Annotated in this window: 15 protein-coding genes; 9 read left to right on the top strand and 6 right to left on the bottom strand. The window is 29.5% G+C overall.

Features of this window, described 5'->3' with window-relative positions; genetic code table 11:
- Nucleotides 1-6: 6 nt before the first annotated feature.
- Nucleotides 7-1,113: a hypothetical protein gene (locus V7024_RS06255; RefSeq protein ID WP_335517128.1), complete on the bottom strand. Its 1,107-nt coding sequence runs from the start codon at nt 1,111-1,113 to the stop codon at nt 7-9.
- 504 nt (nt 1,114-1,617) lie between these two features.
- Between V7024_RS06255 and V7024_RS06250 the strand changes: the two genes are divergently transcribed.
- The 7 genes from V7024_RS06250 to V7024_RS06220 all read left to right on the top strand — a co-directional run bounded on the left by V7024_RS06250 (nt 1,618) and on the right by V7024_RS06220 (nt 6,440).
- On the top strand, nt 1,618-2,250 hold the full coding sequence (locus V7024_RS06250; protein ID WP_335517125.1) for a hypothetical protein: 633 nt from the start codon (nt 1,618-1,620) through the stop codon (nt 2,248-2,250).
- 286 nt (nt 2,251-2,536) lie between these two features.
- Nucleotides 2,537-2,758, top strand: a complete 222-nt coding sequence (locus V7024_RS06245) for a MarR family transcriptional regulator (RefSeq protein WP_335517122.1) — start codon at nt 2,537-2,539, stop codon at nt 2,756-2,758.
- 47 nt (nt 2,759-2,805) lie between these two features.
- A complete protein-coding gene (locus tag V7024_RS06240; protein WP_000511533.1) occupies nt 2,806-3,309 on the top strand; it encodes a hypothetical protein in 504 nt (167 codons plus the stop codon).
- A 96-nt stretch (nt 3,310-3,405) separates the two neighbouring features.
- Entirely contained in the window at nt 3,406-4,050 is a 645-nt protein-coding gene (locus V7024_RS06235) for a hypothetical protein (RefSeq protein ID WP_335517117.1), read from the top strand.
- Nucleotides 4,051-4,190: 140 nt separating this feature from the next.
- Complete coding sequence (locus V7024_RS06230) at nt 4,191-4,946, top strand: hypothetical protein (protein ID WP_335517114.1); 756 nt, start codon at nt 4,191-4,193, stop codon at nt 4,944-4,946.
- A gap of 17 nt (nt 4,947-4,963) precedes the next feature.
- Nucleotides 4,964-5,956, top strand: a complete 993-nt coding sequence (locus V7024_RS06225) for a type IV secretory system conjugative DNA transfer family protein (protein ID WP_335517111.1) — start codon at nt 4,964-4,966, stop codon at nt 5,954-5,956.
- Nucleotides 5,957-5,981: 25 nt separating this feature from the next.
- Nucleotides 5,982-6,440 (top strand): hypothetical protein, encoded by a 459-nt coding sequence (locus V7024_RS06220; protein WP_335517109.1) that lies wholly within the window; start codon nt 5,982-5,984, stop codon nt 6,438-6,440.
- A gap of 78 nt (nt 6,441-6,518) precedes the next feature.
- On the opposite strand, the gene V7024_RS06215 is transcribed toward V7024_RS06220, so the two are convergent.
- The 5 genes from V7024_RS06215 to V7024_RS06195 form a co-directional block, all read right to left on the bottom strand.
- Complete coding sequence (locus V7024_RS06215; protein WP_335517104.1) at nt 6,519-7,472, bottom strand: tyrosine-type recombinase/integrase; 954 nt, start codon at nt 7,470-7,472, stop codon at nt 6,519-6,521.
- 216 nt (nt 7,473-7,688) lie between these two features.
- Complete coding sequence (locus tag V7024_RS06210) at nt 7,689-8,474, bottom strand: DNA/RNA non-specific endonuclease (RefSeq protein WP_335517101.1); 786 nt, start codon at nt 8,472-8,474, stop codon at nt 7,689-7,691.
- Nucleotides 8,475-8,494: 20 nt separating this feature from the next.
- On the bottom strand, nt 8,495-9,007 hold the full coding sequence (locus tag V7024_RS06205; protein WP_000786430.1) for a hypothetical protein: 513 nt from the start codon (nt 9,005-9,007) through the stop codon (nt 8,495-8,497).
- 349 nt (nt 9,008-9,356) lie between these two features.
- Entirely contained in the window at nt 9,357-9,614 is a 258-nt protein-coding gene (locus V7024_RS06200; RefSeq protein WP_242293037.1) for a hypothetical protein, read from the bottom strand.
- Between the two features lie 47 nt (nt 9,615-9,661).
- Entirely contained in the window at nt 9,662-10,180 is a 519-nt protein-coding gene (locus V7024_RS06195; protein ID WP_335517091.1) for a hypothetical protein, read from the bottom strand.
- 715 nt (nt 10,181-10,895) lie between these two features.
- Between V7024_RS06195 and V7024_RS06190 the strand changes: the two genes are divergently transcribed.
- Both V7024_RS06190 and V7024_RS06185 read left to right on the top strand, forming a co-directional pair.
- Nucleotides 10,896-12,185, top strand: coding sequence for a DUF5068 domain-containing protein (locus V7024_RS06190; RefSeq protein ID WP_335517088.1), 1,290 nt, complete (start codon nt 10,896-10,898; stop codon nt 12,183-12,185).
- A 583-nt stretch (nt 12,186-12,768) separates the two neighbouring features.
- Nucleotides 12,769-12,939, top strand: a complete 171-nt coding sequence (locus V7024_RS06185) for a hypothetical protein (RefSeq protein ID WP_002163812.1) — start codon at nt 12,769-12,771, stop codon at nt 12,937-12,939.
- Nucleotides 12,940-13,032 lie beyond the last annotated feature (93 nt).

The raw sequence follows: 13,032 nt of genomic DNA, 5'->3' as shown, positions 1-13,032 counted from the left end.
TTTTCATTATTTTAACGCTCCTTTTTCTAAGAATTTTTTACTTGCTTTATTACCTATATAGAAATATTTACTCGCTTTGGAGTGATTATCCTTTTCATAAAATTTAATAGCTAATAGTTCCGCATATTCTTGAATACAATCCCACAACTTTTCATTTTCAAAATAAGAAATAGCATCAACAGTTACTTTTTCAAGTTTTGCTAAATCTATTTCATTAATTAATTCATTTAGTATTGAAAAACGATGTTTGTATTCTGTATTACCTAAATCAATTGCAATTTTTAGTCCCTTTTGAATCTTATCTTTAGCTATATCTTGTTCATTCATTTTAAGCTGTTCTCTGGCTTCTACAAACAGACTTCTAATATGATTAGGTAGTTTGCTTGTCACCTCTGATACATGGCGAATAGCAAGGGGAGAAAGGTTTTGATTAGCATATAACCAACCTAGATTATGACGAACACTTAAAGCTAATTTTTCTTCATTTTTACGTTGAAGTAAGTCTAAAGATTTATTTAGGTATTCTTCGGCCAATTCAAATTCCCTAAGATCAATACAAGCTAATCCATAAACGTTATCACATAACGCAATATTTATTTCATACCCTATGTGATTTTCAAAAATCTCTTTAGCTTTTGATGAATGTTGAATAGCGTACATTAGTTGGTAGTTTTGGTAATAAAACGATGAAAATCTGTACTCAAATTCAGCTTCCTCAATAGGATCTTTAATTTCTGGTAAGAATGATTTAGCCTTTTCAAATTCATCATTAGCAATCATATAATCAGCTATAATAGTAGAATATATAGCTTTAAAAAAGTGATAATAATAAAATAAAAGTGGGTCTTTAGGAATGTTGAATTTTTCTATCTTTGCAAAGGACTTGTTTGTGATTTCTAATGGATTGACTAAAACTTGGTATCTAAAACTTACTAAAGAATGATAAAGTAATATATCATCTTTTTCTTGTTCACCTATACTAAGCTCTTTAATTTGCTTATCTGACTCTAGTTTTAATTGATTAGCCATTTCTACATTAAAGGAACGAATTTCTTTGTACCAATCATGTAACAGTGCTGTGATTTGTTTATCTCCTTTTACTTGAATGTTCATATTTACCCTCCTTGTTTTTTTCTATATATCTTTATAATTGATGATACCAGAAATTAGTAATTCATTAGGGGGAAGCAATATTTATCAATTATACACTGAATTTTCAGACTATAAAACCCTTCAATCTATTCTCTAAGCACGTAGAAAAAATTGAAGGGTTTTATTTATATTTGAGTAATGTTTATTTTGATTTATGTGTAGGACATTAAGACAGTGTCCCAAAGATATAAAGCGATTATATGTTTTTATAATCATTTCATTAAGATTTTGGATTTCGTTTTTCTTTAATAGGCAACCCATATTTGTTAGCAATTTTAATACCTTCTTTTGTAATCCTTTTTGCTTCTTCTTTAGTCATTTTAGTTTTAAGTTTCATCGGATTCACCTCTTTGTTTTTTTATTTCCATTATGACCAAAAAAAAATAATCATAAACCTCTTCCCTATCTCATAAGTTTTAGAAGACAGAGCGAAAGTGTCTCAAACATAAAAATGGGGTGAAGCATATGGAAACAAAAGAGAAGAGAAGAAAAGTAAGGTCAGATAAGAAAAGAGAAATAAAACCATCAGTACCATTGAAATTGTATGAATGTATCTCACAAATTTCATATGTATTAGATAAACCAATGAAGCAAGTTGCGGAAGAATTGTGTAAGGAAGGATTAAATTCAGGAAAAGTGATAGATGATTTATCTGTATATTTTACAAGGGATTACTGGAAAGACCAGTACACATTAATCAGGGGATTTTCGGAAAATGAAAGATATGATATATATGATGGTGTTATTAAAAAAAGAGTATCAATACGATTTGAGCAACCAACATATAATAGGTTATCGGCTTTATCATTTGCTTTAGATTTAACAACTTCAAGTGGTACAGCCCTTTTATTGAAAACAGCAATATCAGATCCAAGTATTATGGAAACGTATTTTATGAAATATTTATCCGATGAATTAGACTCTAGAAGAATTCAACAATTAAAATATATTCTTAATTACATAAGTGAAGAGAATGATTTAGATATAGAATTTGATATTAATACTTTCATAGCTTATATGATTGATCAGACTAAAAAGAAAACTGTGAGATTAAAAGATGGGATTGTAAAATTTTTAGATGAATGGGTAACTTCATAATAAAACAAACTATCACATAGGATAGTTTGTTTTATTTTTTTCTTTTAAAAACCTATATAAAATAAAGAACTCTCTTCGTCAGCTTGAAGAGAGTTCAGGGTCATAGATACATATTTAGTTTTGTGTGAAACAGTTGGGAAATATCTTCACCTACTAATCTTATTGTAACATATTTTCTTAATTGTTACAATTTTCTCCTTTTTGTTGATTTCTTTTGATATATTATTTATACTGAAAATGTAGGGTATAATCATTAAGACAAACCTTAATGATTGGAGTATAAAGGATGAAAATATATGAATTACCTATTTCTCAAAAGGCAAAATTTTTTCTATACACATTGAAAGAATTTGGTGTGTTAGAAATGACTTATGTTCAGCTTTCTGAATTGTTGGAAATGAACAGGGTGTATCTACCAGCAATTATTAATGATCTAGAAGAAAAAGGATTAATTACAGTAGAAAGAGGGTGGGGGAGAAAACCTAGCGTATATAAAATCAATTTTTAAAATTGATATAGCTTTTATTTAAAATTTATAGAAAAGGGGTTTATATAATGGGGATTAAAATAGCTGAAAGTAACGAAGTAACAAAAAAGAAATATAGATTGGGCTATGATTATCTTTTTTTACCAAGAGAATCAATTTCTTATAAAAATGATTTAATTAGGGATATGGCTATTACAGTGTTATTTAAACTTCATGATGATAATGGAAACGAGAAGCTATTTGAATCAGAAGAATTAGAAGATCAATCAATTGTTTTGAAAAATGGTGAACACTATTATTTAAGTGATTTTATTAATTGTGTGTTTCATAGGGAAAAAATGTTTGAATTTGAGCCAAATCTCCAATTGATCAAATATTTGCAAGGTTCATTGAGTTGGGAAATTGTTCGTTATGAAAAAGGAATAGGGAAAGGTATTGTAGAACCCGTAGAGCCTGTAGAGATTTCTAAAGAAGAATTTATGGATATTATGAGAAATCACTTGGATTTGTTTGATGTTAGTGATAATTACCCAACACAAACCACTTCATACATCACTAGAGAAGTTAAATAAAATAAAGATATTTAAATGTAATAATGCTAATTTCAACTTTATGCTTATTGGGACTGTAGAGGGAAAAATAAAGATTAAAAAAGGGGAAATTAAAACATGAAAATGACATACAAAGAATTAAATATTAGCGAATTAAAACAAAGCTTAGAAACTCTTTTACCAAAAGCAAAGAAATTTGAAGTAGAACTCTCACTTGAGGGGAATGCACCAGCGACACTTTATACAGGTTCAGAGGTAATGAGTCTGGAAAACATTCTTGAATTAGTTAAGAAACAAGGTTTTAAAGTGAATGACATTAACGGACTAAAGGAAGGGGGAGTAATGAGGGAGTGTATAGGGATTTCATTGAATAAACCTTTTATTCATGAAAAAACAAAAGAAAGCATTGAAGGACTTTTTATTTTGGGTAATCAATATGAGAAAGAGCTAAAGAATGTTCTATTTAGTTTTTTAATTCGTGCGGAAAAAAATTCTTCTGTTACTCCTAAAACTATTAACTTTTCAGTTGATATTGTGGAGGAAAATATAGAGATTGCAAAGTCTAGTTTTTTCAAAAAAATAAATGCTTTTAATTACTCATTAAAAGAGGAAATTAAATTTATTCCAGTAACTTATGATGATGGAGAGTGGGTGGAAATGGAGCCAGAAGAGGATGAGGGTGAAATTAGATTTGAAATTGAGGATTTAACCCTAGAAAAAATAAATGAATTATTTGAAGGTAATACAGGTACATTACAATAATTTCATTAAGCTGTATATTTCATGTTAAGCAATTTTTATTATTTCAAACAACATAGAGCATTAATAACAGAAACCAGCCAGATTTGTTATTAATGCTCTAATTTTATACTATTTATAAACTAAGTGGAGGAATCGTTTATATGTTAAAAAAGTATGCCATTGAAATATCAACGGAACTAATGACAGATGGAACAGATGAAGATAAGTATTTCATTAATTTAATGAAAGAACAAGTTGAAAATAAGTCCTCTTTTTTTAAGGAAATTAATCTTGAAAACAACGAAAAACTGTATATCTTTGAAGTTGAAATTATCAGTGAAGAAACAACTGAAAAAGAGATTATAAATTTAGCTATGAATTTTTCAAGAATATATAAATGGCCTTATATAAATGTTTGGAAGAAAAACGTGGATAGTGAAAACCCTTATTATGTAGGAATTGGATTTACTTTAAACCATTCCGAAAACTCTGTTGAAGCTACACATACTGAATTGTTATTAGGTGGATGGGATAACTGGTGTTTTTATAAGAATGATGAAGAACTTCAATGGAAACAAAAAGAGATTGAAAAATCCGAAAATGGTCTTCATTCACATAATTTAGTAGTATCTGTGGCGTTCTGTTCTTCTGAACATTCTAAAGATGCGGATGTTTCGTTTAGACATATAGATAGTTTTGTGTGTCAAGTATTCTCTAACAATAGAGAAGATGCTGTCATACGCTTGAATGAAGTTTTATCAGAAATAAAAGAATTAATTGCTGAAAGAATATCAGGTAATATTCGTTTTGTTGTGTATTCGGATGTATTTAGGGAAAAAGCTGAAATTCAAATTGAAGAATTAGATCTAGAATTTATAATGTCTAGATCAGATTTACTAGTAGGAAATAAAGATTAAAAAAGGGGAGAATTATTTTGACAGAATTACGATTTGAAAATGAAAATACTTTAGTGGTTGCGCCAACTGGTTCAGGAGTGAAACAATCTTATATTATCCCTTCAATTATTGAAAATAAAAACAAAAGTTTGGTTGTTGTTGATTTAGAAAATCAGTTTTGGGATTTGACTCATGAAATAAAAGTTAATCAAGGCTACAAGGTTGGTAAGCTGGATTTTGTTGATTTTAAAGGATGGGGTTTCAATCCACTTTCATTTGTGAAAAATGATGAAGATGCTCAAAGACTTGCTAATATCACCGCAAGAAATGCACTGGTTGGTGGAAAAGAAGAGTTTTTTCAAGAAAGAGCAAGAACGCTATTAAAAAATATGATTGTTTATACAAAAGCAAATTTCAGTCCAGAAAATGCGAACTTTGATTCTTTGATTAGCACATATGATAAATATATTTCAAATGAAAAAACCTATATGAAATGGATTGAAGAACAAGATCAAGAGGATGTCGGAGTGCAAGGACTGAAAAGTTTCTTTAATTCTTTAACAGGTAAAACACGTTCATCAGTAACAAGTAGTTTTGACAGTATTATTTCTTTGTACAGATTAGAAAAGATACGTGAAATGACAAAGAAATCAGATTTCGAATTTGATTACTTTGTAAATAATAAGTATGCTTTATACATCAAAATAGCTAGTCCTATTAATCCATATATGGGTATTACAAGTTTATTTTTCACTCAAATGATTGATGCGTTTTTCAAGATAGCCAGAAAGAATCCAAATTCACAACTTCCTATACCTGTTAATTTCTTATTATCTTCATTTTCTAGCATTGGTAAACTTGAAGACTATGATAAAATACTTGCTATTTGTCTCAAACATTCAATGAATATGACTACTATTGTAGATGATCTAATTCAGGTGAAAGAAACATATGGTGAAGAAGTTTTTAAATCCATTTTAGCTAATCATCAAAACAAGTTAGAAATCAAACAGACGAACCTAAGTATGTAGTTAAATAAAGAAAAGGGTGGATAACATGGCTAATACCAATAGTACAGATACATTTCTTGAAGAACACACTAAGTATATAGAGGAAAATAGAGAAAAAAATAAAAAGATTGCATACTCATATTCATTTAACTGGTTTGGATTTACCTATAATGGTTCGAAGTCGGATTATGGATTTGATGTGACAATTAAGTTTAATACATTTGAATTTGAAGCTGATTGTATCGGTGGTGTAACTAATTATCTTTCCGTAAGGATTGATTTAGAAGAGGGGAAGTTAATTAGTGAAATTGATAATAATCTTCTCTTTGGAAGTGTTGAAGTTATTGATTTTTTTATTGATGATACAAGTAGTAAATTTTATAAGAAATTAAGTGTAGAAGAGGGAGAAGCACTTATTAAAGAGTATTGCAAACAAGTAAAAGATAATGAAATACCTCATGTTGAGTTAACAGGTTCAGCGGTAGCATTTAAATATGTGGATTAGAAAAGAATACGGAGGATATATTACTATGTTAGTAAAAAAACCATCATTTAATGAATTTTAAAACGATGGTTTTTTATTTCAAATTTTATTTTTAAGAATTAAATCCTGATAAAAGTTGATATATCTTTCTAAAGATTTATCAGTTTTTAAGCCTAACATAATTTTAATTTCTAAACGCTTTACTCCACTTTTAAGACAATTTAATATAAAACGATTTCTTAAAGTAGAAGGGGTAATATTTGTATTTGCTCGTTTGTTTTCTTTTTTTAACATTCGTTGAATAGCAATTTTAGTTAGTTCTTTTGGGCTGTCATTTTCATAGCTCCATGTAAAAGTTGAACGTGCAAAATCAAAGGCTATAAAGAATGGATCATGGGAATCTTTTTTAGGTTGTAGAATTTCAGGAATGTCTTTGTAATAACTAAACAAAAGACTCTTTTCCTCTTTAGATAGTTCAATATGTCTTTTAAGTGTAGAGCCTTGTCCAACATGAATAATGCCAGTTCCAAAATTCACATCATGCATTGTTAATGTTGCTACATCATTTAAAGATAACCCATGATTAAGCATTAATTGAACAATAAGTATATTTCTATTCATCAAGTATTTTTTCGCGGATATTTGTTTTTTAGAGAGTCCTTTATAACTTTTCATCATTTCAAATAACGAGTTAATATCTTGGTCTGTAGCAAAATTAAAATCTGTGAGAGGATAGATCCTTTCTTTATTTTCTAATGGAAAGGGGGCATTATGATAACGTAAATAATTTCTTATTACTACAGCTTTTTGTTTCAAAGTGGTTTTAGAGCAAGAAAATGTCCTTTCAGCATAGTTTAAATAAAGTTGTATATCAGTATCATTAAACTTCTCAATAGGCTTTTTACAAAGATCCTGACGCTTCTGTGTCCATTTGCAAAATGCTGTTACTTCATATCTATACCGCTTGATTGTTGAATTTTGTCTACCGTTTTTAGCCATAAACTTTAAAAAAGATTCAACGGATTCAATGTTAACTGTAGTTGTTTGGTTCATATTTATATACTCCTATTTTAGAAAAATCGCGTACCGTAATGACAGGGTAGCCATCCAGCCCTAAAGGGGCTGGATGGCATTCACTTTTTTGTATTTAAGGGTTCTTCGATTGGGTGATTATTCGTGTTTAGCGTTCATTTTAGATTCCCCTGGAACAAATAATATTCGGTTTTAAAGACATTCAGGAATTTTGGCCACAAATTATTGTTCGTGTTTTTATTGCTTACCAACTAGTCTTGAAGTGCCATCTTTATAATTAATTTCTACATTGTCTTGTACGTTATAACAAAACACGTTGAAATCTAAATGATCGTTGTTAAGAGTTTTCGCTTTCATTTGTACACCTCTTGCAACTAATTCATCATCTATAAATACAGGTTTCACTTCATAAAGCACATAATTACCTTTATCAATTTCTTTATCTACCATATTTTCATACTTCAACATAGAATGCCGGTTGAAATCTTTTGTGCCAGTCATTAAATTTTTAGGATTGTCATTTTGACCAGTTAATTGATATCCGATCAAGTGACTTCTATCATATAAGGTACTACCATCACTTAATTTCTTTTGATGCCAACCAGTGGGCTTTGTTTTTAATCTATCGTCACGTTTTTCTTTAGGTTGAATTTCTTTACCTATTAAGGCTGTTGCTACTCCTACTCTGTTTTTGTTATCTAAATTGGAAAATTCTTGCCATGTGGGATTTTTTTGTTTCAAATGTACTTTTTCTAATTGTTGTTGTGTGAAATCAGATTTATCCCCATTTACTTCCACTACTTTTTGACCTGTATAATTTTTAGCGATTTCTTCGATGTTATATGTTTGTTCTTGATGGTTATTTGTAGCCTGATTTTGAGGTTTTTCATATTCCTTTTGGCTTTTTTCAGTTACTTTTACTGTATTTGTTTTTTCACTAGCGACTTGATTTGTACAGCCAACACCTAAAGTTAATAAAGCTGTTGTCAATGCAAATGTTTTAAATAGTTTTTTTGTTTTCATGATTTATCTTAAACTCCTTGTCAAAATCCTTCTTTATTAGTATTTTTGTTTTCAAGTTCTTTTGCGTATTTTTCAACTGAAAATTTTGACCAATAGGGAATACCAGCAATTATAATATCTTCTTTAGGAAATTTATTTCTATGTCTATATGCTGAAATCTTGCTTTGGTCATATCTAAAACCTTTTTCATTTAGATATTCGGCAAAGGTTGTTTGGCTATAGTAATCATCTATATCTAAAAGAATTGAATGTGTAGGTTTTTTAATTAAATATGTGTCGCGTTTAAAATAAATATTTATAAGATCTAAAGCGAATTCTAACCAGTCACCTTCTAAACATTCGTGAAGCTTTCCTAAATTGAAATTATTTTGCTGTGGATCTTCAAAAAACCAAGCCAACTGTAAAAATGTTTTTTCTACATTTGAAGATAATGATTTTAAAGACTGTTGAACTAAAAATATATTTTCTCGATTGTTTAAATGTTCTTCTAAGATTGGGAATTCTTTAATGATTAATTGAGTAGCATTTTTCATATTCCTTCCTCCAATACGTTTATAATTGTAGTGAATCACTACAATTATAACATACTTTGTAGTGATTCACTACAAAGTATGTTATTTTTTTACATAAATCAAAAAGGAGTGTTGTTTTCACTCCTTATCCTTGCTTTTAAATACAATTTTCTTTTTAAAAATCATTCCGAAAACAGAAAAGGAAGACCACCTAACACCTTTAAAAAGTGCAAGAGGTCTTCCAGATCTAGAATATATATTGTTGAACTACTGAAAATATATCATCACTTTATTTTTTTGTCAATTCAAATAACTATATGTCCAGCATGTATATAAAAAAGGAGTGATTTTCCCACTCCTTTTTTATAATTTATTTATCCTCTGGTAAATATCCAATATGCCAATCTTGTTCTTTATCTGACTTAAAACAAGCTGTAACTTCACCGTTATATGGATTCAATTTAATTACAGCTTGTTCGTTTGTTTCCTCGGAATAGGCTTTATATTTAAATAATCCTTTGTCATATCTACTATATGTAATGTCGCTCATTTTAAAGTGAACTTGTTTATTCATGAATACTTTTAATTCCTCAAAAAATTGTCCTTGTAACTTTTCTAATGTTTTCATTTGTTTTTCCTCCCAGTTTTTATCTCTATTTAATCGATTTATAATAATTAACTTATTTTCAAAGAAAAATCCTGAAGTGTTTTGAAAACTAAAGCTTCAGCTTTATCTTCTTTAGAGATTTTTTCCTTTCTGTCCTTTAGTTGATTTGGGGTTAATTCCTTGTTTATTGTGTAAACTGTTAAACTAGGTATGTGCTTTATTTTTTCAGAATGATTTAAATGATAATCACGTAATCCAGTTGAAATAACAATTGCTTTTTCGTTAATTTTCCATGCTTTTTTTGCATTTTTTTCTATAAAAACTAACCCAAGTAGCATATCAAGTAATAGTTCAATGTCTTCTAATACATGTTTAGCAAATTTTTCATGTGATGCATATTCAAATAGTCTTTTCTTAACTTCTTCAAGACTTTTTAAATTAATATTCATTGGCCCACCCCAAGCATCCTCACTGATAAAGCCAATTTTTTTACCATCCATATAAACTGTAGCCTGACGTAGTGGTTGACCATCGTGACCTTTAAAATTCTTATACGTTTTAATTTCAATTCCGTTGATACTTGCCATGAAAAATTCCTCCTTCAATTCATTAGTCTTTTAGATTTTTAATTTTCGCCTTTGCATTACGCAAAGGTGTTCCAAAGGAATTATTTTCGCCCTTTGACATGAAGCGTGTAACATCAGCATAGGCAATATGACAAGGGTTTTAGAGTGAAAATTTTTATTTCCGAAATGTCTTTAATCGGAATAAAAAATTTCACTCCCCTTGTCATGTTGACTCATTCACTTAGTTCCAAACAGGGAGAAACCGAAGGGGAAACTTTACCCTGTTTGGGACTTAGTGAATTTGCTGTATGTTATCGTGCGTAGTGCAAAGGCGAAAATATATCAATAAAAATAGTAAGCGTTAGCTTACTTTCCGCTTTAAATCTTTAAGCATTTAAGGTTTTTGGGTGTTAGGTTTTGCGGTTCGGCCAGTATGTACCGATAGGTAAACTCAGGAGGAACTTACAGAGAGTAGCGCTAGCGTACTCTGTGTAGTTATCCCTGTGTTTAATGCTGTGAGCGACACGTATCTCCTTGTTAGCTTCTGGATGCCTGTGAAGGCTTCCAGAAGGTTATAAGGAGTAAGTGCTACCGCCCAAATGAGAAGGTTTTGAGGACTGGAAAACTGGAAATTTTTTCTCTATAATAAAACTTAGGGCTTATAGGGAGGGAGCATATCCAATCATCTGATTGTGTAGATTAAAAGTTTAATAGTGGGAAAACAGGGGGAAGAAAAATGTCGAAAAAATTAATGTCTTTATTTTCTATTGGAATGGTTACAGCTCTTATGATAACTGGTTGTGGTCAAAGTGATAAAGCAACTACTGAAACAAAAAAGAATGTAACAGAGGAAAATAAGGAAGAGAAAAAAGATACAGCAAAAGAAAATAAAAAAGAAAAAACGGAGACAACAAAAGAAAAAGAATCTAAAGGTACAGAAGCTAAATCAAACGATTATTCAACGCTTATCTCGTATATGGAGAAAGAAACACAAGGAAAAACAAAAGTCATTTATGAAAACAAAGAATCACAAGTACATAAGTTACAAGATGTTTCAGTATCACTTGACAACTACTCATTAGTTGAATTAAATGATTTTCATACCAACTTTAATATTCCTTTTAATAACCAAACAAATGGTGGGGTTATTCTTGCACACTATACTGTAAAGAACAATTCACAAAAAGATGTTTATTATATGCCAAATTTAAATATAACATTTACAGGTGCTAAGAAGGATTACAGTAACTATAAAGATCTAATTCCAAAGGAAGAACAATTATCTACAAAGTTATCTCCAAGCAATAATTATTTAGTAAAAGCTGGCGAGAGCATTTCTGGTTATATTGCATATCCATTTGGTAAAGATGATTTAACAAAAATTTTAGAGCTATCAACAGTTTCAGTCCAAGTCCCTGAAGCACAAGCAAATAAAGGGAAATATGACGCTCCAATTGGAAGTGCTGGAACTTTTGCATTAAGTTTAAATAAACAGGGCGATCAGAAAGTTTCAAATGATACAGCTTTTTATCAAGATAAAGCAACGGCTCAAAATATGGGCGAGAAAACAATGCTAAGTGATAAAGCAAACATTAACAAAAGTGAACAATTAGGTTCTACGAACGTTACATTAGATGGATACCAATTTACCAAATTCACGCCAAATTCCGTTGAAGCCCCTCGATTTGAAAATTTCAAAAATGGTATTGTTTTATTGACAGTTAAATTTAAACTTGATAACAAAGAGACCGAAGATATTTCACCGTCTCCAATAAGTTCAAAATTAAGTGTTAATGATGGTGCACAATATATGCTTAACGAAGGTATGTTACTAAATTACAAATATAATGATTCGATTAAAGCGGGAACATCTGGAGAGTTATTACAGGTTTTCATTTTAGATGGAGAGCAATATGAAAAGATTTGGAAAAACAAAAACTTTGAAATTGAATTAGGACCTATGAGAAATAAAGATGCTAAAGACATTTCTAAAGGACACAAAGTGAAATTTACATTACCAAAATAGATATGTTCCTGAACCTTCTTCAAGCTGACGAAGAGGGTTCTTTACTTGTTATTATATTTCTTTCAATATGATTCCAAATTTTGCTTAGCGTATATTTTCGTTAAAATGTTGGCGGTACGTCTATTAGAAGAACATTTATAAATAATGAATATTGAATAAATTTGTGTGATTACAGGTTTAATAATGTTATAATCACATTATCTTCTTTACTTTATTTAATATATCTGTTTTATATTTCCTTCCGTTGAACCCTTAACCTTAATTTAAGGGTTATTTTTTATTATTACTAGTTATCAAGAACATAGTTATTACTCATTGCATTGGATTGAAAAAAATAATATACTCTAATTGCACATAAGGTTATTATGGTTTGATGTATCCGTTGTAGGTTTCTTCTAAAGTACGAGAATAAAAGAAGAAACATAAGAGCTTATCATTGTAGGAGATGGTAAGCTTTTTTACTATGAAATTCTATTTTATTATATAAAAATTAAACAACTACACTTTTATTGTTTTAATAGAATTTTTTTTTATAAATTGGTTATACTTAGCTTGTATTCACACAAAAAAAGGGGGGAAGATCATGCAAAAAGAAACCGCATTGGGAAGAACAGAATATGAAGCTCTATCAAACTTAGATGCTATAATGATGCGAAAACATCCAGATGAACCTTTTGCTAGACAGTTTGCAAAAGTTTATCCATATGGTGATGAAAACAGTGAGTTCAAATTTATAGCTGAATATGTATTTTGATTTTTTTATTTTGATACAAAGTAGCAAAATGAAAAAAGTTTTAGATGGTTCGATGCCATCTAAAACTTTAATATGGAAATAAACAAAGAAAAG

The sequence above is a fragment of the Bacillus sp. JJ864 genome, from assembly GCF_036963045.1.
Lineage (GTDB): Bacteria > Bacillota > Bacilli > Bacillales > Bacillaceae_G > Bacillus_A > Bacillus_A pseudomycoides_C.
The sequence above is the reverse complement of the archived record's forward strand: the minus strand, read 5'-3'. Positions and strand labels throughout refer to the sequence as shown.

Excerpts from the sequence above, each read along its gene's own strand:
- V7024_RS06250 (WP_335517125.1), top strand. The coding sequence starts at position 1,618 with ATGGAAACAAAAGAGAAGAGAAGAAAAGTAAGGTCAGATAAGAAAAGA.
- V7024_RS06255 (WP_335517128.1), bottom strand. The coding sequence starts at position 1,113 with ATGAACATTCAAGTAAAAGGAGATAAACAAATCACAGCACTGTTACAT.
- V7024_RS06235 (WP_335517117.1), top strand. The coding sequence starts at position 3,406 with ATGAAAATGACATACAAAGAATTAAATATTAGCGAATTAAAACAAAGC.
- V7024_RS06200 (WP_242293037.1), bottom strand. The coding sequence starts at position 9,614 with ATGAAAACATTAGAAAAGTTACAAGGACAATTTTTTGAGGAATTAAAA.
- V7024_RS06230 (WP_335517114.1), top strand. The coding sequence starts at position 4,191 with ATGTTAAAAAAGTATGCCATTGAAATATCAACGGAACTAATGACAGAT.
- V7024_RS06190 (WP_335517088.1), top strand. The coding sequence starts at position 10,896 with ATGTCGAAAAAATTAATGTCTTTATTTTCTATTGGAATGGTTACAGCT.
- V7024_RS06240 (WP_000511533.1), top strand. The coding sequence starts at position 2,806 with ATGGGGATTAAAATAGCTGAAAGTAACGAAGTAACAAAAAAGAAATAT.
- V7024_RS06245 (WP_335517122.1), top strand. The coding sequence starts at position 2,537 with ATGAAAATATATGAATTACCTATTTCTCAAAAGGCAAAATTTTTTCTA.
- V7024_RS06195 (WP_335517091.1), bottom strand. The coding sequence starts at position 10,180 with ATGGCAAGTATCAACGGAATTGAAATTAAAACGTATAAGAATTTTAAA.
- V7024_RS06205 (WP_000786430.1), bottom strand. The coding sequence starts at position 9,007 with ATGAAAAATGCTACTCAATTAATCATTAAAGAATTCCCAATCTTAGAA.
- V7024_RS06220 (WP_335517109.1), top strand. The coding sequence starts at position 5,982 with ATGGCTAATACCAATAGTACAGATACATTTCTTGAAGAACACACTAAG.
- V7024_RS06215 (WP_335517104.1), bottom strand. The coding sequence starts at position 7,472 with ATGAACCAAACAACTACAGTTAACATTGAATCCGTTGAATCTTTTTTA.
- V7024_RS06185 (WP_002163812.1), top strand. The coding sequence starts at position 12,769 with ATGCAAAAAGAAACCGCATTGGGAAGAACAGAATATGAAGCTCTATCA.
- V7024_RS06210 (WP_335517101.1), bottom strand. The coding sequence starts at position 8,474 with ATGAAAACAAAAAAACTATTTAAAACATTTGCATTGACAACAGCTTTA.